We start from the raw sequence: 17936 nt of genomic DNA on the forward strand, positions 1-17936 counted from the left end.
TTGGCAGTTGGAAATGGGCGGTTGCGGAAACCAAAAAAAGCCCGGTGAATGCTACACCGGGCTACGTGGTTATTTTTTATGCCGTATGGATGTTGGCGCTCCAGTTGGCGGCCGCTATCATCCTCAAAAACTGGCAGATGGGCTTTGGTTGCTGCCGGAACTGAAGGTGTTATTAGCCCCGTTCTGCCACTCTATACCGGCGCCGGCATTCTGCTCCTCGCGCTTGAGGCATTTCCATTCCACATCCGTATCTGTGGGCAGCGCTAGACTGCCGTTCCACGTGGGGTAGTTGGCAGGGGCGAGCTTGCGCGCCTGCGCGGGATTCCAGTTCCCCAGCTCATTGATATCGCCTACCACGTAAACGCTCTGTCCCCAATAGGTGTAACCGTTATTGCAGGTGAACGCGACATCGATGTTGCCACCGGAACTACTGGAGCCTCCACTGGAGCTGCTACTTGAACTGCCGCCGGAGCTACTGCCATTGCAGTCTGTACAAATGTCGCCGACCCGGGCACCAACGTGGATAGCCGATGCATTGTGGGAGGCAATGTCAAAGCCTGCGTCACCGCTGCTGTCCACGGTAATGGTGGAGCCGCTGCAGCTGCCGGTTGCGGAGTCGAAGTCGCCATGGATGATGTCGCAGTAGACGCCCGCCGGCATCCCGGTGTCGAATTGCCGGTTCAGGCTGCCGGATTCCATATTGATTGCCACAAACCCCAGTCCGCCGCGCCCCCAGGCCATTTGATGGTTGCCGTTATCCCAGTAATTAGATACACCGAAGTAGGCTGCGGTGTGATTGCGAAAGCCCACCATGTTGGCAATTTCCCGATGGCGGTGCTCGCACAGCCAGCCATTGCTGCAGCTGCTGGCGCCACTGGACGGCGGGCCCTGGTCGTGATCGCTCCAGTCGTAGCTGGACATTACCTTGGGGTAGCCATAGGGCCAGCCGAGCATAAACACATGGGCCATATTGTTGGCATTGTTGCCGTCTTTGTGGGTGATGATGTTTCCGGTGTTCTGCCGCTGGTTGTCGTGGTTGGCAACAAACACCACGGCATCATCACTGGGCAGCCAGCCGGACCAGGTGCCGATATTGCTGATCTCCCGCAGGGGGCCGCGCAGTTTGAAATAGTGCCCGAGGGTATTGGAGAAATTGAATTCCGTGACGTCGCCAATCCAGTTGTAGTCGGTGGTCTGTACTGGCTCGCCACCGGCACCAATTACTTCCTGGAAAATATACGGGTTGCCGGCAAGGCGACTCTTGATGCCGTTAATGTCCGCAGCGGGAATATGTTTGGCGGCGTCAATGCGGAAGCCGGCAACGCCCAGGCTGCTCAGGTCGTTGAGATAATCGGCAATTTTTTGCTGTACGTAATCCGATTCGGTTTTGAGGTCGTTCAGACCCACCAGGTCGCAGTTCTGGATCGACCAGGCATTGCCGTAATCAATATCGTCGGTACAGGTGTGGAAATCGTTTACACCGTAGGGCACTTCGGGGAAGTTGCGATCCCAGGCCGCCATATGGTTGATCACCGCATCCACATAGATATCGACGCCGGCGGCGTTGCAGCGTTTTACCATGTCGGCAAACTGCTGGCGACTCCCCGAGCGCCCCTCTATCTGGTAGCTCACCGGCTGGTAGCGAGTCCACCACTGGCTGCCACTGACGGATTTCTGCGGTGGAGAAACCTGGACCGCGGCATAACCCTTGGGCCCGAGTACGTTTTCGCATTCACTGGCAACGTCATCCCACTGCCATTCGAACAGGTGCACGAATGCCGTGCGTGGAACTTCGGCCAGTGACAGTCCTGGAGCCGTAAGCAGCAACGCGCCGATCATCGCTAATAAGTGACGCATGAATTTCACCTCGTTGGTTGGTCGTATATTTATTTTTTTGACCGAACACCGGAACAGGGAAATGTCTCCGGATACAACTGGGGACGGGAAATATTCGGTGCCGGCTTGCACCTGAACAACACACTTCTCAGGAGGGCTACTCCAGGTCGGGAGTAGGAAGCGGATGTTATGGAGAGGGGATCGGCCGCTCATCCTCCCTCAGGGGGGAGGAGCTGTGCCAGTGGGGGAGCCAGAGGCAAACAAGCGCCGTTTCAAGTGGGGAGGGGATCTGTTGCAGCAAAGTTCGTTTTGCTGCAACAGATCAAGTACGGGTTGATTACGGTGCCGTGCAGCCCATACAGCGTACATACAGTGCGCGGGGATCCTTGAATGTGCGCAGTTCCCGCAGTGGGTCCAGGGCCGGCTGCAGGCTGTTGAGCCAGGCACCCAGTGGCAGGTTTTGCTCGACACTGGCGGCGATGCGCGCGTCCACGTTGTCCGCCAGGGCGCGCATCAGCTTTTCACTGGTGGTCAGCTGGCGCTGGATTTCCACCACCTCATATTGGTCCAGTTTGGCCACCTGTGCGGCGTCGGCAATGGCTTCCTTGAGGTTGCCGAGCTCATCCACCAGACCCAGCTCCAGCGCCGCGCGCCCGGTCCAAACCTGGCCCTGGGCGATCTTGTGGACTTCCTGCGGGGTGCTGTTGCGGGCTGCCGCCACCAGCTGCAGGAATTGCGCGTAGGTATTTTCCACACCTTGCTGGATCAGGCTGGCAGCGGCTTCCGGCAGGGGGCGGTCCAGGCGCATGGTGCCGGCGAGTTCCGTGGTACCGATACCGTCGTTGTAGATGCCCAGGTGCTCGAGGGAATCCTCGAAGGTGGGGAAGGCACCGAATACGCCGATGGACCCGGTAATTGTGGAAGGGGAGGCCCAGATGCGGTCACCGCCGGCGGCAATCCAGTAGCCACCGGAAGCGGCCACGCTGCCCATGGAAATAATCACCGGGATGCCCGCTTCGCGGGTGGCCAGCAGCTCCTGGCGGATGGCCTCGGAGGCAAATGCGGAGCCGCCGGGGCTGTCGATACGCAGCACCAGCGCCTTGACCTTCTTGTTGCGGGCTTCCGCAATCAGGTCACCGAGGGTCTCGCTGCCAATCTGGCCGGCGGGGGCCTCGCCATCGACGATGGCGCCGGCGGCGGAAATCAGGCCGATTTTCGCGGTCTGGGTGCCGGGGTTGGGGATTTCGGTCAGTTTCTTGTGACGCAGGTAATCCATCGCGTTGATAAATTTGTAGGTGCTGTTGTCTGCCTCACTGATGCCGATGGACTGTTGCAGCTCGGCAACCGCTGCCCGGCGGCTCGCCAGGGTGTCGACAAATTTGTGCTCCAGTGCGGCCCTGGCCCAGCTGCCGCCCTCAGCGCGCAGGTTTTGCGGAAGATCGGCAATGAAACTGTCGATGCTGTTGGGGGGCAGGTTGCGCAGGCCGGTCACCTGTTCGGTGTATTCGTGCCACAGCCCGTGCAGCCAGCGCTGGTTGTTTTCCCGGGAAGCGGGAGACATATCGTCGCGGGTATAGGGCTCGATAAAATCCTTGTAATCGCCGACGCGGAACACATGGAAGTTGATCTTCAGTTTTTCCAGCGCACTCTTGTAGTAATTGCGATAGCTGCCGAAACCGGTCAACAGCAGCGACCCCATGGGGTTCAGGTAGATTTTCTCGGCGTGGCTGGCGAGGAAATACTGGGCCTGGGTGAAGTTGTCGCCGATGGCGTAGACCGGCTTGTTACTGGCCTTGAAGCGCTGCACCGCTTCACCCACTTCCTCCAGTTTGCTGAGGTTGGCGCCCACCAGGTAATCGAGTTCCAGCACCAGGGAGGAAATGCGATTGTCACTGGCGGCGGCGTCGATGGCGTCCACCAGGTCTTTCACCCGGGTTTCCGGTGGTGTCCGCGGGCCGCCCAGGAACGTGGGGATACCGGCGGGCTGGCTCAGCTCATCCACCAGGAAGCCGCCGGGAGCCACTTTCAGCGCGGCCCCCTGGGGCACGGTGATGCGTTCTTCGCCACCGAAAATGGCGGCGCCGATAAACACCAGAAGCAGCAGAAACAGCAGGTTGGTAAATACCCGGCGCAGCCAGGTGATGGCACCGCCGATGGCACCGAAAAAGCGGCGAATGAAACCTCGGTTATGGGTCGACTCTGTCAAACCAGGAACTCCTTGTTGAACGGTCTGGCGGGTTGTCTGTGTGCGGAAGCCTGTTCAGCCTCCGGCGGACTGGACTTTCACCTGCCAGCGACTGGTCATCATGGCAGAAACGAACAGGGTAAGGCTGAGTGCCGTCAGTACGCCATGCTGCCAGCCGCGTGTAGGCATCATTACATCGACAATCCCCGCGGTGATGTACAGCAGCAGGATAAAACACAGCCAGAGGTAGCTGCGGTGATTGCCTTTCAGCAGCCCCGGCAGCACCAGCAGCAGGGGGATCGTCTGCAGCAGCCACCACTTGATGGAGCCGCCGGGAAGAAACAGGTTCCAGACCGCAAACAGGAGCAGCAGGGCGATATAGCAGAACCAGTTGAGGCGCTTGGCCCGAGCCAGTTTACGCTGCAATGGGGCGATGTCCGCCTGCGCTTCACTCATCGCGGTCCTCCAGTTTGTGTGCCAGTTGGGCCAGGCGTTGCCCCTGTGCGCGACACAGGGTGATCTCGTCTTCGCTCAGCGCACCGTCGTTACCGCCGGCCCAGTGCGAGGCGCCGTAGGGCGTGCCACCGCTGCGGGTATGCATCAGTGCGGCCTCGGAATAGGGGATGCCGGCAATGACCATGCCGTGGTGCAACAGCGGCAGCATCATTGATATCAGCGTAGTTTCCTGTCCGCCGTGCAGGCTGCCGGTAGAGGTGAACACGGCGGCGGGTTTTCCACTGAGACTGCCGTCGAGCCACATGTCGCTGGTCTGGTCGAAAAAGTAGCGCAGTGGCGACGCCATATTGCCGAAGCGGGTCGGGCTGCCGAGGAGCAGCCCGGCGCAGTTGCGCAGGTCGTCTGCGGTGCAGTAGGGCGCCCCGGTATCCGCTACCGGTGGCAGGCTCGCTTCGGTGTCCGGCGACACCGGTGGCACGGTGCGCAGCCGGGCGCTGAGGCCGGCGGATTCGACACCGCGGGCCATCTCGGCGGCCATGCGCGCGGTGGCACCGTTGCGGCTGTAGTACAGAATCAGGATGTAACTTTCTGTGTCCCCCACCATTTACAGCAGCTCCAGAACATTTTCCGGTGGGCGGCCGAGCACCGCGCGATCGCCTTTGACCACGATCGGGCGTTCAATCAGCCTGGGGTGGGCGTGCATGGCGTCGATCAGCTGGTCCTCGGACAGGGACGGGTCTTTCAGGTCCAGCGCCTTGAATTCGTCCTCGCCCTTGCGCAGCAGGTCGCGGGCGCTGATGCCGAGTTTTTGCAGCAGGGCTTTCAGAGTGGCTGAGTCCGGGGGCGTTTCCAGATAAAGAACCACTTCCGGTTCAATCTGGTTTTCCTGCAGCAGCTGCAGGGTCTGGCGGGATTTTGAACAGCGGGGATTGTGATAGATCGTCCACATTCGGGCAGTATCCTGTTAAGGTTTGGCGTATTCTAACAGCCTGCCGTGACTCGTCTACGCTGGGGTATGGGGTATTTAGCCGGCGAAAAAACGCGCACAGGAAGCCGTTCTGTGGCGCGGGTTACACTGGCTGGTTTATATCAAGAGAAGACCCATGACTGAAATGGTGCACCGCTGGCGTCGTTTTATTACTTCATTGTGGACGCTGTTTAACGAAAAGAACTGCCGCCAGAGTGCCGCTGCACTCACCTATATGACCCTGTTTGCCATAGTGCCACTGGTGACGGTGAGCTATGCGATGCTGTCCCTGTTTCCGGATTTTGCCGGCCTGCAGAGCAAGATCCAGCAGCAGATCTTTGCGCATTTCGTGCCGGAAAGCGGGCGCGAGGTGCAGGAATACATCAGCAACTTTTCTTCCCAGGCCCAGCGGCTTACCGGTCTCGGTATCGGCTTCCTGCTGATCACGGCGGGGCTGACGCTGCGCAATATTGAAGTCACTTTCAATGCAATCTGGGATATTCCCCGCGGCCGCCGCGGCGTTTCCAGTTTCCTGCTGTACTGGGCCATCCTCAGTCTGGGGCCGATCCTGCTGGGTGCCGGCATGGCGGCGAGCACCTATCTGTTTTCTCAGAAGTTTATCGTGCAGAACGACAGTCTCGGGGTGATGCCCATAGTGCTGCGGGTGCTGCCGTGGATGCTGACCGCTACCGCCTTCACCCTGTTGTTTATCGCGGTGCCCAACTGCCGCGTGCCACTGCGCCACGGGGTAGTCGGGGGTGTGGTTACCGCGTTTGTATTCGAAGCGGCGAAGGTGCTGTTCGGGGTCGCCGTCGCGCGCACTTCGGTGCAGGCCATCTACGGTGCTTTTGCGTTTGTGCCGCTGTTTCTTATCTGGATCTTCCTGATGTGGATGATTGTGCTTGCGGGCTGCGTGCTGGTGCGCACGCTCTCGGCCTATCACGCCGCTGCTCAGGGGCGGAATTACTCCGATCTGGTGGCGACGATGCTGTTGATGTGGAAATTTTTCAGCCAGTATCAGAAGGGCCTGCCGGTGCGCGACCAGGATATTTCCCGCGCGGGTATCCGCCCGAGCCAGTGGCGGCGCATCCGCCAGGTACTGCAGGATCGCAACGTCATCACCCAGACCGACCGCAACGATTATGTTCTGGTGCGGGACCTGGATTCCGTCACCATCGAGCAGATGACGGAATGGTTGCACCCGGCACCGGTACCTGAGCACGGGCATCGCGAGCTGGAAAGCCGTCCCTGGTACCGGGAAATGTCCGCGCGCTTCAGCGAATCTCGCGTGCTCTCCCACGAACAAATGTCGCAATCCCTGGGGGAGTTGTTCCGGGCCTCCATGGCCGAGGAACGCGGGCAGGGGACGGACTCGGAGGAACCTGAGGAAAAGACCCCCGACAGCAAGGGGCGCAGTGGCAGAAAACCGGCGAGAAAGAGTAGCGCAAAGAAAAATGACAAGTCAGACAAGAGCAGCAAAGCCGCGGGTAAAGACAGTCGCAGTCTGGCTGTGGTTGGCCCTGGCGATAACAAGCGGGTGTGACTTTTCCGGCCCAGCCGCTACCTCGCCGGAAGGGCAGTTAACCGATCTCAACGGCGAGCCGGTAATTCCACGCGGGCGCATGATGCTGGTGAACTACTGGGCGGAGTGGTGCACACCCTGCCGCGAGGAAATCCCCGAGCTCAACACCTTCCAGCGCAACAACCGGGAACAGGTGCTGGTGCTGGGGATCAACTTCGATCAGTTGCCGCCGGAGCAGGTGCGCGCGCAGGCAGACAAGATGGGCATTGAATTCCCGGTGCTGGCCAGGGAACCTGCACAGCGCTGGGGACAGCCGCGCCCCCAGGTGCTGCCATCCACCCTGATCATTGACGGGGAGGGCAACTGGCTCGGTACTCTTGTCGGTCCTCAGTCCGAGGACAGTCTCAGGGAGGCCGTGTTGCGGTTTTCCCGGGCAGCGAACCCGGAATAGGGGGTTCCCCCGGGGTTCAGCGAAGATTCAGGCTCCCCTCGATACAGTGCTCCCATCGGTCGCCAGACCAGAGAAATCCACGCTGGAGTACCAGCGGGTCACAGGGAGAACAGAGATGGCTAAGCAGCACAAATTCCGCATCTTCAAGCCGCTGGCATTCGCCGGCCTGACTGCGGCCCTGGTGGGGCTCAGCGCCGGCGCTGCCGCTGGCGAAAGCGGTTACTACGCAGGTGACGGTTTCGATTACGCCATAGTGACCGGCGTTACCCCCATCTATAACGATGTCCAGGTGGTTGAGCCCCGCACCCGCTGCTGGGATCAACCGGTGACCTACCAGCAGGCATCTCCTGCGGGCACCATTATCGGCGGCCTGATCGGCGCCGCGGTCGGTCGCAATGCGGCCAAGGGGCGCGGCCACCACCGCCGCTACCACGACCATGGACGCAAGGCGGCGGGCACCGTTGCCGGTGCTGCGGTGGGCGCGATGATCGGCAGTGCCATCAGCCGCAGCAATGCGCCGGTGCAGCACGGTACCCAGCAGCAGTGCCAGGTGGTGGAGGAGGTAACCACCCGTCGGGAACTGATTGGTTATGACGTAAACTACCGCTACAACGGTCAGGAGTTCCTGACTCGCACTGACCGCCATCCAGGCGATAGAATCCGGGTACGCGTGGACGTGACACCGGTCTGGTAATCCCGAGCAGATTGTCACCGGCACTTTGAATTGACAGGAGCAGTAACGTGAAACTCACCGGCGCCATCGTTTTTGTGGTCGCATTGCTTACGAGCCTGGTTGCGGTACCGACACAGGCGCGGGCTGAACGGGCCCAGCCTTTTCCGCAGCGGGTTCTCCTGAGTGGCGACTCCAGGAGTGCAGCGCTACACGGCGCTTACCGGGTGCAGAAAAAGAATGGCATCTCCCGCGACCAGGCCGCGGCACTGGTCAAGCGCAAGTACGGTGGCAAGATCCTGGCAATTCAGGAAACCAATAAAGACGGCAGGGCCATGTACCGGGTAAAGGGGCTTTCGGAAAAGAGCCAGGTATACGTGGTCTACGTGGATAAACAGAGCGGTCGCATTTCCCGCTGAACCGCCGACGTCCCGCTTTTGCGGGGCACAGCTTGAGGAACAACTATGCGCGCACTGCTGGTAGAAGACGAACAGGTCCTGCGCGAGCAACTGGCCGCGTCCCTGCGCAAGGCAGGTTACACCGTCGACGAGGCGCCGGATGGCGAAGAGGCCCTGTACCTGGGACGCGAATACGCTTACGACGTGGCGGTAATGGATCTGGGACTGCCGAAAATTGATGGTATCCAGGTGATCGAAACCCTGCGCAAGGAATCGCGGCATTTTCCCATCCTGATCCTCACCGCCCGCGGCCACTGGCAGGAGCGGGTGCGCGGCCTGGAAGCGGGTGGCGACGACTATCTGGTAAAACCCTTCCACAACGAAGAGCTGCTGGCACGGCTGAATGCACTGGTGCGGCGCTCCGCCGGGTTTTCCTCCCCCACCATCAGCGCCGGCCCGATCAGCCTGGATACCAGCGCCCAGCGGGTGATTGTCTCTGACAGCGAGCTGGAGCTGACCTCGTTCGAATACAAGGTGCTGGAATACCTGATGCTGCACCCGGACGAGGTGGTGTCCAAAACCACACTCACCGAGCATATCTACGAGCAGGACTGCGACCGCGACAGCAATGTGATCGAGGTGTTTATCGGCCGCCTGCGCAAAAAGCTCGACGCGGCCGGTGGTATCAAGCCTATCGAGACCCTGCGTGGGCGCGGCTACCGCTTCCGGCCCGCGGACTGACCCTTGCTGTCCCGCTGGCTGCACTCCCTTTCCGGCCGTCTGTCGCTGATGGCCACGCTAGTACTGCTGGTATTTCTGGTGGTGCTGTCCAGTGTGCTCGAACGGGCCTACCGCACCTCGCTGGACGAGGCCAAGGCCCGCGAGCTGCAGTTGCATATCTACACCCTGCTGGCGTATGCGGAGCCGGAAGGGGACAGCCTGCGGCTGCCGCCGAATCTGCCGGAGCAGCGCTTCAACCAGCCGGATTCGGGCCTGATCGGCGCGGTGATGGATGCCCGCGGGCGGGTAATCTGGCGCTCCCAGTCGGCACTCAGCCTGCCCAATTTTTCCGAGATGCCACTGCCGCTGCCCCTGCGCCAGGGGCAGCAGGTCTTTGCCGAGGTGCGCCTGCCGGATATGCCCACGCCCTTCAGCAGTTTCCGCCAGGGCGTCGCCTGGGGGCTGGACAGCGAAGTGCAGTTTACCTTTGTGGTGCTGGAAGATGCGGCGCCGCTGCAGGCGCAGGTACATCAGTTCAGCAGTACCCTGTGGCGCTGGCTGGGGCTGGGCTCCCTGGCGCTGATCGCGGTGCAGCTGCTGGTATTGCGCTGGGGGCTGGCACCGCTGCGTTCGGTGGCGCGGGCGCTGCAACAGATGCAGCAGGGCGGCAGCGACACACTGCAGGGAAATTTCCCCCGCGAGCTGGTGCCGCTCACCGACAACCTCAACCTGCTGATTGAAAACGAACGCCGCCAGCGGGAAAAGACCCGGCACACGCTGGCGGATCTCGCCCATAGCCTGAAAACACCGCTCGCGGTATTGAAGGGCCTGGACCCGGCTGCTGACCCCAAGGGTACCCAGGGCATTCTGGCGGAACAGGTGCAGCGGATGGACAGCATTATCAGCTACCAGTTGCAGCGGGCGGTAGCCAGCTCCCCCAAATCGATCCTGCGCGGCGTTGCGGTCAAGCCGCTGGCAGAAAAGATTCTCACCGCACTGGACAAGGTTTACCGGGACAAGTCGGTGAATGCCGAGTTGCTGTGCGATGACTCGGTGCTGTTCTACGGCGACGAGGGCGACCTGATGGAAATGCTCGGCAACCTGCTGGACAACGGCTACAAATACGGCGGCGGCAGGTTACTGGCGGAGATCGAAAACACCGGCGAGCAGCGCGGGCTGGAAATCCGGGTGGCGGACGATGGCCCGGGCCTGACCCAGGAGCAGTGGCAGAAGGTGGTGCAGCGGGGCGTACGTGCGGACGAGCAACAGCAGGGGCAGGGAATCGGCCTGGCGGTGGTGGTGGATATCGTGGAAAACTATCACGGTACCATCGGCGTGCGTGCCTCGGAGTGGGGCGGTGCGGAAATCTACATTCGACTTTAAATACGCATCATCAAATAAAAATAATTCAGACTGAATAGGAGCGGCTTAAATGTTGCGTCAAGGATTGCGCTTACTGCTAACAGCGTGTGTTGCGTTGTTTGCGGTTGCCTCGCTGGGAAAAAACGCGAATGACAACAGCAAAAACATTTCACCCTGGCCCGGCGGTGCCGAGGTAGCGGTCGTCCTGACCTATGACGACGCGCTGGATTCCCACCTGGATATTGCCATTCCCCAGTTGAACGCCCACAAACTGCCCGGCACTTTTTACCTGAGTGGTGCCAGGCCATCGATCCGGGCGCGGCTGGCGGAATGGCGCAGTGCCGCCGCGGCCGGCCACGAACTCGGCAACCATATGCTCTACCACCCGTGTCGCAAATCGCTCGCCGGGCGCGACTGGGTAAAGCCGTGGCAGGACCTGGATCACTACACGCTGGAACAGTTTGTCGACGAGCTGCAGACCACCAACAGCCTGCTGGCTGCCATCGACGGCGAGCGCACGCGCAGCTTCGCCTATCCCTGCGGGGACATGCAGGCGGGCGGCGAAGATATTGTTGCCAGCCTCAAGCGCCATGCGGTTGCCGCCCGCTTCGGTTCGGCGGACGGCCAGCACGCTATCGACGATGGAAACTTCTATCAGCTGGAATCTTTTGACGCCCTGGGCAAAAGTGGTGACGAACTGATTGCCGTGGTGGAGGCCGCCCGCGCTGAAAACAGCCTGGTGGGCTTTATGTTTCACGGGGTTGGTGGCGATTACCTGACGACTTCCGCAGAAGCCCATCGTGTATTGCTGGATTACCTGGCGGCGCACCCGGATGTGTACTGGGTGGCGACGGTAAGGGACGCGGTGGCGCAGTTGCAGCGCTTCCAGGGCGGACAGCAGCGGAAATCAGAACCGCTGGCGTCGACCGCCCGGGAAAACTGAACCGTTATTTCAGAACCAATCCTGTTTCATATCGAATGGCAGGGAATTGCCGGTCTGCAGCAGGTGGATCTGCGGGGTGATTTCCGGCAGCTCCCACTTGATATAGAAGCGCGCCGCCTGCAGTTTGCCGCGATAGAAATTGCGCTCTTCGCCCGACAGCTCTTCCTCTGATTGCAGTTGCCGATCGGCAATCTGCGCCTGGCGCAGCCAGATCCAGGCCACCACCACGCGTCCGAAAACATCCAGGTACAGGGTGGCATTGGCCAGCCCCTTGTCGGGGTTTTCTGCCATCTGCTTCAGCAGGCATTCGCTGACCCCGTTTAGTTGATTGAGGGCATCCTTGAGCGCACCGGCCAGGGGGTGCAATGTGGATACGTCGCTGCAGAGGCGGATGGTGTTTTCGATTTCCTCCACCAGTATGCGGTAATTGGCGAGCCCGTTTGCGGGTACCTTGCGCCCCAACAGGTCCAGGCCCTGGATGCCTTCGGTGCCCTCGTGGATTGGATTCAGGCGGTTGTCGCGGTAGAGCTGTTCCAGTGGATACTCGCGGATATAGCCGGAACCGCCCAGTACCTGGATCGCCAGGTCATTGGCTTTCAGGCAGTAGCGCGAGGGCCAGGATTTCACGATGGGGGTGAGCAGGTCCAGCAGGTCTGCCGCGCGCTGGCGCTCCGGTTGTGACGGCGCCGTGTGGGTATCTTCGTGCAGTGAAGAAGCATACAGGCACAGGGCGAGGCCACCCTCCACATAGCTCTTCTGCATCAGCAGCATGCGGCGCACATCCGCGTGCTCGATAATTGCCACCTGTTTCGATTGCGGGTCGCGATTTGATGGATGGCGTCCCTGGGGCCGCTCTTTCGCATACTGCAGCGCGTGCTGGTAGCCGCGATAGCCCAGTACAGCCGCGCCGCTGCCGACGCCGATTCGAGCCTCGTTCATCATCTGGAACATGTATGCCAGGCCGCAATGGGGCTCGCCCACCAGGTAGCCCACCGCACCGCCTGCCTCGCCAAAACTCAGTACCGTGGAGGTGGTATTGCGGTAGCCCATTTTGTGCAGCAGCCCGGCGAGCCTGACGTCATTGCGCCGCGCCGGAGTTCCGTCCGCAGCCGGCAGTATCTTCGGCACCAGGAACAGGGAGATACCCTTTACCCCGGCGGGGGCACCCTGGATCCGCGCCAGCACCATGTGCACGATGTTTTCCGTCAGCGACTGGTCGCCACCGGAGATAAACATCTTCTGGCCGCTGATGCGGTAGCTGCCGTCTTCTGCGGGGGTGGCGGTGGTGCGGATGTCTGCCAGTGCGGAGCCCTGGTCCGGTTCCGTCAGCGCCATGGTGCCGGCGTAGCGGCCGTCCATCATCGGCGGCAGATAGCGTTGTTTCAGTGTATTACTGGCAAAGGCGTGGACCAGGCGGGCGGCGCCCAGAGTGAGGAACGGGTAGCCCGCGGAGCTCACATTGGCGGCGCTGATATAGGCCATGGCGGTGCGCAGAATGACTTCCGGCATTTGCATGCCGCCTTCTGCAAAGTCGTATCCCGCGGCGAGAAAGCCCGCTTCGGCGAAGGCATTCCAGGCCTGCTGGGTCTCTTCGATCAGGCTTACCTTTTCACCGTCAAACGTCGGCTCGCAGGCATCACCCTTGGTGTAGTGGTTGGCAAAAAATTTGTCGGCGATGGTTTTCGCGGTATTCAGGGTCGCGTTGAAAATTTCCCGCGAATGTTCCTGGTAGCGGGGCCGTTCCAGTAGCTGTTCCGCATTTAAAAATTCGTAGAGCAGGAACTCGATATCCCTGTCTCTCAGCAGCCCAATATGCTCGGTCCCGCTCACTATTACCTCCTCACCCGACTCGCTCGGTTTGTGATGTACTTTTTCTGGTTGAGCGAGCCTAGGGTGAGCGCGGGAAGGGGTCAATGATCTATCAGGTAATGGCAACAGCCACTATTCAGTGGCTGTTTGCGTTTCCTCTGCGGTAGCGCCTTCACGCCCCGGTATAACTGCCTCCCACAGGCTGTCGGCCAGCTGCTGGGGGGTGTTGCGGCGGCCGTTGGCAATCCAGTACACGATGGCATCGGCCACATCCGGCCACAGGATCCGCACCCCGCTGGGGTCCTGGTCCAGCCAGTGGCCGATGGTGTCTGCATTGATCCTCGCGGCCACCCTGGCCAGCTGCAGTTCCTGCAGTGCCATGGCATTGGCTTCCTGCTCGAACTGGCCCTGGAGCGGGCGGGTCAGGATTGGTTTGCCGAGGGTCAGGGTTTCCGCAATCAGTTCAAAGCCGCTGTTGCAGATCACCGCGCGGGACCTGGCCACGTCACCGCGGAAGCCGCCGACCGAGGGCGCCTTGAGGATGATGTTATCGGCGTGGGGCAGGTCCAGCGGCAGGCCGTAGACCAGAAACTTGTGCGGCAGCCTGGCCAGTTCCCGCAGCAGGGGGGCCGCGTGTTCGAATGGCAGATACACCAGTACGTGTCCGCTGGATTCGCCGTCGCCCTGTGCTTCCGAAAGATGGGGTTGCGCGATGGGTGGCAGAATCGGATGGCCGAAGTGGTACCAGTGCATCCCCAGGCTCACCTCCACCGGTGCAAATACTTTCATGATGGCGCGCGCGGTCCAGCCGAAAGCGGGGCGGGGAATATCGTGTGCAAACGCATACTGGTGGCCGAGCCCCAGGCTCGGCCGATTGCGCTTGCGCGCGGCCCAGGCGCACACCGGTTCAAAATCACTGATGACCAGGTCGAATTCCTCCACCGGCAACTCGCGAATATCCTTCAACAGGCGGCGGACATTCAGCTGGCGGGTGGTGGCCAGCTGGTCGATCTTGCCCTCCTTGTGCACGAAGGTCAGCCCCTCGCGCCACCAGTAATCCCCGAAATCTTCCATCGCGAACAGCTTTTCCGGCGGGCGGCCGGTGAACAGCCACTGCACTTCCAATTCCGAGTATTTTTGCAGCGCGCGGGCCATTTCGCGGGCGCGGGAAATATGGCCGTTACCAGTGCCCTGGACGCCGTACAGAATTTTCAAAGTGATACTCCAGTGATCATTATTGGCTGGATAAGAATGGCAAACCGGTTACAGCAGGAAGCCGCTGACCGCAAATCCGACGCTGGTGCCCAGTAAAGCGCCGGCACATACATCGGTAGGATAGTGCACGCCCAGACCGACACGGGAGGTGCCCACGCCGGCAGCCCAGAAGTACCCCAGCGCCCACAGCGGATTCAGGCACTGGCTCAGCACGGTGACAAACAGGAAGGCGCCAGAGGTGTGTCCCGAGGGCAGGCTGAAGCGGTCATTGGCGATGATGATCGAGCGCAGTCCGGGGATGGATTGCGGGGGGCGCGCCCGCTTGGTGGTGTTCTTGATGGTCCAGTAGAGGGACCGTTCGAGGGCGAAAGCGGCACCGCAGGTATAGAGAAACTGCATCGCCGCGGCGGTGTTTACCAGTGCTACCAGCAGCGGCGACAGCAGGTAGAGCCAGCCATCCGCTGAGCGGGAAAGCAGCAGGTAGTTCCTGCGGGAGGCTGGCCGCGTCGCCCGTTCCGCCATGCGCAGAACCAGTGACACATCTACCGTTTTTAAAGTGATAGGTAAGCTTCTCATGTAGCTTAAGCTACGAAGCCAATATTGCGCTCACTTGAACAAAATGTGTCAGATCCGTGAATTCTGACGGCGGGGATCGCCAGCCAGGTGGCCGGCGCATCTTGTCTGGGCGGGGCGGGTGTCAGTCGATACTGAATTTGAAGGTGCCGGAGCCGGGCAGTTGCTCCACCAGCTGGTGACCACAAAGTTTCGACGGCGTGAAATAACCACCGGGACCCGTGTAGTTCAGCAAAAACTGCATGACCGCCAGGGAGCCGTGCACGGTAACGTCATAGCCGTTGGCGGTGGTGATGCGGCCTATCCGGCGTTCGCCGCGGCGGTCGTTGCGCACTTCTCCCCACACCCAGGTCTGCTGCTCCGCACGCTGGTTTGCGCTGGGGCCGCGCACATTTTTGTCCACCTTGCCCTTGAGCCAGTTCTGCACCCAGTTCATCCGCAGCAGCCAGCGGAACTTGTTCAGGCCCTGCATCTTCTTTGCCCGTCGCGGGCTCATGGGGATGTACACCTCGATATTCGGAATCTCGGTGGAGTAGTAGGCGGTGGCCACGTCGCCCCAGGGAATGGCCACAGCAAATTTCTCGCCGCGGCCGAAGTTGATTTCCCGGGTGCGCTCGCCGTGGGGAATAACCTCGATCTTGCCGTTGCGGCGCACGGCACCGCCCACACCCAGGCTCTCGATACTGGTTTTGGCGGTGCCGGGGCTGAGGCCGGAATCGGAGTCGAATCCCAGGGTCAGGTGGGTGGCACTGGGCATTTCCCTGTGCAGCGCCGCCGCCATGCAGTCCGTGGGAATCACATCAAATCCGGTGCCCGGGCACAATACCACACCGGCGGCTTTGGCTTCCGCGGCCAGGTCGTTGGCCTGGATATACACGGACATCTCGCCGGTGATGTCCTGGTAGTGGGTGCCGCTGGCAATACAGGCGCGCATCATGGGTTCCGCCGTCGCCGAAAATGGACCGGCACAGTGGATGACCACCGCCACATCCTGCAGGGCGCGGGCCAGTGCATCCTGGTCGTCCAGGCTGACGGCGATGGCGGGCAGTCCCAGCTCACTCGCCAGGGGTTGCAGTTTGCTGGCGCTGCGGCCGGACAGGATGGGTTTCAGGCCCTTGGCCACCGCCTGGCGCGCAATCAGCTCGCCGGTATAGCCGTAGGCACCGTAAATCATGATCTGTTCGTTGTTCACCGGAATTCCTTGTTGTTTTTGCTCTGTCGTCGGTGGGCGGGTGTTGTGTGTCAGTCGAGCGCCTTTTCCAGCGCGAAGCGGGGGATGGTCTGTCCGTCTTTGTCGACGGTTTCCGCAAACATGGCCAGGGGGCGCGCCCAGACGCCGAACTCATCATACAGAGCCCGGTAGATGGCCAGTTGTTCCCCGGTTTCACTGTGGGTGGCAATTTCCATCAAGTGGTAGAGATTGCCCTTGTAGTGGCGATAGATGCCTCTTTGCATGGGATGCCTCGAATGGAGCCTTGCAGAACCGGTGAGGCCTGTCAGGCCAAGTGGTAAGGGGAGAGCTGGATCTGGGAAATACGTTGCCCGTGCAGCACCGCAACGCCGCTGTAGCGTCGTTCGCCGGTCGAGGTGAACTCGAACTCGTACTGGCGGTGCAGGCGCACCTGGCCGCTGCGGTCACGCTTCAGGCGCGTGCGCGACAGCATCACGGTGTCGTCCAGCAGTTGTACGCCGGTTTCCGCGCAGTGTGCCTTTACAATCCGGCGCACCCGGTCCTTCGCCGCCATGCCGGACCAGAGGTACCAGCCGCCAAGAAGTAGCAGGAACACCCAGATCAGATCGCCCAGTGAGTAATACATAACGCCTACAGTTGCTATCATCCAACCGCGCAAGAATACCACCAGAGGAGGGAGTATGCCCGGCACGATTCTCATTACCGGCTGTAATCGCGGTATCGGCCTGGAGTTGACACGGCAATTCAGCGCCGATGGCTGGCAGGTGATCGCCACCTGCCGCAATCCGGCGGCGGCCTGGGAGCTGAGTGAGCTCGCGACAGAGCGGGGGAATATCGAAGTCCATGCACTGGATGTCACCGATTACGGGCAAATGGCGGACTTGGCACAGCAGCTGGACGACAAGCCGCTGGATATCCTGCTGAGCAATGCCGGCTACTACGGCCCCAAGGGAGTCGGTTTCGGCAATGTGGATGTGGAAGAGTGGCGCAAGGTGCTGGAAATCAACACCATCGCGCCCTACAAGCTGGTGGAGACTTTCCGCCCTCACTTGCTGGCGGGCTCCGGCAAGGTGGTGGGTATCATTAGCAGCAAGGTGGGAAGCATCGCCGACAACAGTTCCGGAGGGGGGTATATCTACCGCTCCTCCAAAACAGCGGTGAACCAGGTGGTAAAAAGCCTGTCCGTGGACCTGGCGGAGGAGGGGATCGCGGTGCTTGCCCTGCATCCGGGCTGGGTGCAGACCGAGATGGGCGGCCCCAATGCGCTGATTTCCACCACCGAGAGCGTGAATGGACTAAAAAAACTGCTAACCGAAGCTGATTCCCGGTGCAGCGGCCACTTCTACAATTACGATGGTTCAAAGATTCCCTGGTAATCCGCCAGCATTTCGGGGCCGACCTGGATCAGTTGTTCCTTTCTGGATTTGGGCCAGCGTTTGATCTGCACCTCCAGCTTGAGCGCATCGGACTTGCTGCGCATTGGGCACTGGAATGCCAGAGTCAGCGGCCCGCGCCCGCGCAGGGCCTTGGCCGCCTTGGGACCACCGCTGGCGTGCTCCGCGAAGCGGCGCGCCACGTCCCGGGTGACACCGGTGTACAGGCTGCCACTGCGGGTGCGGATCAGATAGACAAACCAG

20 protein-coding genes are annotated in these 17936 nt (G+C 61.0%); 8 read left to right on the forward strand and 12 right to left on the reverse strand.

Annotated features, from left to right (window positions below):
- Positions 1 to 123: 123 nt before the first annotated feature.
- The 5 genes from QZ511_RS05795 to arsC form a co-directional block, all read right to left on the reverse strand.
- Entirely contained in the window at positions 124 to 1857 is a 1734-nt protein-coding gene (locus QZ511_RS05795) for a carbohydrate-binding module family 20 domain-containing protein (RefSeq protein WP_295800314.1), read from the reverse strand.
- Positions 1858 to 2173: 316 nt separating this feature from the next.
- A complete protein-coding gene (gene sppA / locus QZ511_RS05800; RefSeq protein WP_295800315.1) occupies positions 2174 to 4042 on the reverse strand; it encodes a signal peptide peptidase SppA in 1869 nt (622 codons plus the stop codon).
- Between the two features lie 54 nt (positions 4043 to 4096).
- On the reverse strand, positions 4097 to 4477 hold the full coding sequence (locus QZ511_RS05805) for a DUF2069 domain-containing protein (RefSeq protein ID WP_295800317.1): 381 nt from the start codon (positions 4475 to 4477) through the stop codon (positions 4097 to 4099).
- A complete protein-coding gene (wrbA, locus tag QZ511_RS05810; protein ID WP_295800320.1) occupies positions 4470 to 5081 on the reverse strand; it encodes an NAD(P)H:quinone oxidoreductase in 612 nt (203 codons plus the stop codon). The genes QZ511_RS05805 and wrbA overlap by 8 nt, the downstream gene beginning before the upstream one ends.
- On the reverse strand, positions 5082 to 5426 hold the full coding sequence (arsC, locus tag QZ511_RS05815) for an arsenate reductase (glutaredoxin) (protein WP_295800322.1): 345 nt from the start codon (positions 5424 to 5426) through the stop codon (positions 5082 to 5084).
- A 154-nt stretch (positions 5427 to 5580) separates the two neighbouring features.
- Here arsC and QZ511_RS05820 point away from each other — a divergent pair, with 154 nt between their 5' ends.
- From QZ511_RS05820 to QZ511_RS05850, 7 genes are all read left to right on the forward strand, one after another.
- Positions 5581 to 6987 carry a YihY family inner membrane protein gene (locus QZ511_RS05820; protein WP_295800324.1) on the forward strand — a complete coding sequence of 469 codons (1407 nt, stop codon included), beginning with the start codon at positions 5581 to 5583 and terminating at the stop codon, positions 6985 to 6987.
- Positions 6899 to 7417, forward strand: a complete 519-nt coding sequence (locus QZ511_RS05825) for a TlpA disulfide reductase family protein (protein WP_295800326.1) — start codon at positions 6899 to 6901, stop codon at positions 7415 to 7417. The genes QZ511_RS05820 and QZ511_RS05825 overlap by 89 nt, the downstream gene beginning before the upstream one ends.
- A 115-nt stretch (positions 7418 to 7532) precedes the next feature.
- Positions 7533 to 8111: a hypothetical protein gene (locus tag QZ511_RS05830; RefSeq protein ID WP_295800329.1), complete on the forward strand. Its 579-nt coding sequence runs from the start codon at positions 7533 to 7535 to the stop codon at positions 8109 to 8111.
- 47 nt (positions 8112 to 8158) lie between these two features.
- Entirely contained in the window at positions 8159 to 8506 is a 348-nt protein-coding gene (locus QZ511_RS05835; RefSeq protein WP_295800331.1) for a PepSY domain-containing protein, read from the forward strand.
- Between the two features lie 45 nt (positions 8507 to 8551).
- Positions 8552 to 9226: a response regulator transcription factor gene (locus tag QZ511_RS05840; protein ID WP_295800332.1), complete on the forward strand. Its 675-nt coding sequence runs from the start codon at positions 8552 to 8554 to the stop codon at positions 9224 to 9226.
- Positions 9227 to 9229: 3 nt separating this feature from the next.
- Complete coding sequence (locus QZ511_RS05845) at positions 9230 to 10588, forward strand: ATP-binding protein (protein WP_295800334.1); 1359 nt, start codon at positions 9230 to 9232, stop codon at positions 10586 to 10588.
- Positions 10589 to 10637: 49 nt separating this feature from the next.
- Complete coding sequence (locus tag QZ511_RS05850; RefSeq protein WP_295800337.1) at positions 10638 to 11510, forward strand: polysaccharide deacetylase family protein; 873 nt, start codon at positions 10638 to 10640, stop codon at positions 11508 to 11510.
- Positions 11511 to 11519: 9 nt separating this feature from the next.
- Here QZ511_RS05850 and QZ511_RS05855 read toward each other — a convergent pair whose 3' ends face one another.
- The 6 genes from QZ511_RS05855 to QZ511_RS05880 all read right to left on the reverse strand — a co-directional run bounded on the left by QZ511_RS05855 (position 11520) and on the right by QZ511_RS05880 (position 16924).
- Positions 11520 to 13340, reverse strand: coding sequence for an acyl-CoA dehydrogenase (locus tag QZ511_RS05855; protein ID WP_295800340.1), 1821 nt, complete (start codon positions 13338 to 13340; stop codon positions 11520 to 11522).
- Between the two features lie 111 nt (positions 13341 to 13451).
- A complete protein-coding gene (locus tag QZ511_RS05860; RefSeq protein WP_295800342.1) occupies positions 13452 to 14534 on the reverse strand; it encodes a glycosyltransferase family protein in 1083 nt (360 codons plus the stop codon).
- Between the two features lie 48 nt (positions 14535 to 14582).
- Positions 14583 to 15110 carry a phosphatase PAP2 family protein gene (locus QZ511_RS05865; RefSeq protein ID WP_295800345.1) on the reverse strand — a complete coding sequence of 176 codons (528 nt, stop codon included), beginning with the start codon at positions 15108 to 15110 and terminating at the stop codon, positions 14583 to 14585.
- A 121-nt stretch (positions 15111 to 15231) separates the two neighbouring features.
- Positions 15232 to 16299: a saccharopine dehydrogenase NADP-binding domain-containing protein gene (locus tag QZ511_RS05870; RefSeq protein WP_295800348.1), complete on the reverse strand. Its 1068-nt coding sequence runs from the start codon at positions 16297 to 16299 to the stop codon at positions 15232 to 15234.
- Positions 16300 to 16349: 50 nt separating this feature from the next.
- Positions 16350 to 16562, reverse strand: coding sequence for a DUF1653 domain-containing protein (locus QZ511_RS05875; RefSeq protein ID WP_295800351.1), 213 nt, complete (start codon positions 16560 to 16562; stop codon positions 16350 to 16352).
- 41 nt (positions 16563 to 16603) lie between these two features.
- On the reverse strand, positions 16604 to 16924 hold the full coding sequence (locus tag QZ511_RS05880) for a DUF3301 domain-containing protein (RefSeq protein WP_295800354.1): 321 nt from the start codon (positions 16922 to 16924) through the stop codon (positions 16604 to 16606).
- 55 nt (positions 16925 to 16979) lie between these two features.
- Here QZ511_RS05880 and QZ511_RS05885 point away from each other — a divergent pair, with 55 nt between their 5' ends.
- The gene (locus tag QZ511_RS05885) at positions 16980 to 17675 is read left to right on the forward strand and encodes an SDR family oxidoreductase (RefSeq protein WP_295800356.1); all 696 of its coding nucleotides are present in this window, start codon (positions 16980 to 16982) and stop codon (positions 17673 to 17675) included.
- On the opposite strand, the gene QZ511_RS05890 is transcribed toward QZ511_RS05885, so the two are convergent.
- Positions 17648 to 17936, reverse strand: a 289-nt coding sequence (locus QZ511_RS05890; RefSeq protein ID WP_295800359.1) for a GIY-YIG nuclease family protein, incomplete at its 5' end; no start/stop codon positions are given. The two genes, QZ511_RS05885 and QZ511_RS05890, sit on opposite strands and share 28 nt — an antisense overlap.

The organism is uncultured Microbulbifer sp., from assembly GCF_913055755.1.
Taxonomy (GTDB): Bacteria; Pseudomonadota; Gammaproteobacteria; order Pseudomonadales; family Cellvibrionaceae; genus Microbulbifer.

Coding starts and splice junctions, on each gene's coding strand:
- wrbA (WP_295800320.1), bottom strand. CDS start 5,081: ATGGTGGGGGACACAGAAAGTTACATCCTGATTCTGTACTACAGCCGC.
- QZ511_RS05850 (WP_295800337.1), top strand. CDS start 10,638: ATGTTGCGTCAAGGATTGCGCTTACTGCTAACAGCGTGTGTTGCGTTG.
- QZ511_RS05880 (WP_295800354.1), bottom strand. CDS start 16,924: ATGTATTACTCACTGGGCGATCTGATCTGGGTGTTCCTGCTACTTCTT.
- QZ511_RS05805 (WP_295800317.1), bottom strand. CDS start 4,477: ATGAGTGAAGCGCAGGCGGACATCGCCCCATTGCAGCGTAAACTGGCT.
- QZ511_RS05830 (WP_295800329.1), top strand. CDS start 7,533: ATGGCTAAGCAGCACAAATTCCGCATCTTCAAGCCGCTGGCATTCGCC.
- QZ511_RS05795 (WP_295800314.1), bottom strand. CDS start 1,857: ATGCGTCACTTATTAGCGATGATCGGCGCGTTGCTGCTTACGGCTCCA.
- QZ511_RS05875 (WP_295800351.1), bottom strand. CDS start 16,562: ATGCAAAGAGGCATCTATCGCCACTACAAGGGCAATCTCTACCACTTG.
- arsC (WP_295800322.1), bottom strand. CDS start 5,426: ATGTGGACGATCTATCACAATCCCCGCTGTTCAAAATCCCGCCAGACC.
- QZ511_RS05885 (WP_295800356.1), top strand. CDS start 16,980: ATGCCCGGCACGATTCTCATTACCGGCTGTAATCGCGGTATCGGCCTG.
- QZ511_RS05840 (WP_295800332.1), top strand. CDS start 8,552: ATGCGCGCACTGCTGGTAGAAGACGAACAGGTCCTGCGCGAGCAACTG.
- QZ511_RS05865 (WP_295800345.1), bottom strand. CDS start 15,110: ATGAGAAGCTTACCTATCACTTTAAAAACGGTAGATGTGTCACTGGTT.
- QZ511_RS05825 (WP_295800326.1), top strand. CDS start 6,899: ATGACAAGTCAGACAAGAGCAGCAAAGCCGCGGGTAAAGACAGTCGCA.
- QZ511_RS05820 (WP_295800324.1), top strand. CDS start 5,581: ATGACTGAAATGGTGCACCGCTGGCGTCGTTTTATTACTTCATTGTGG.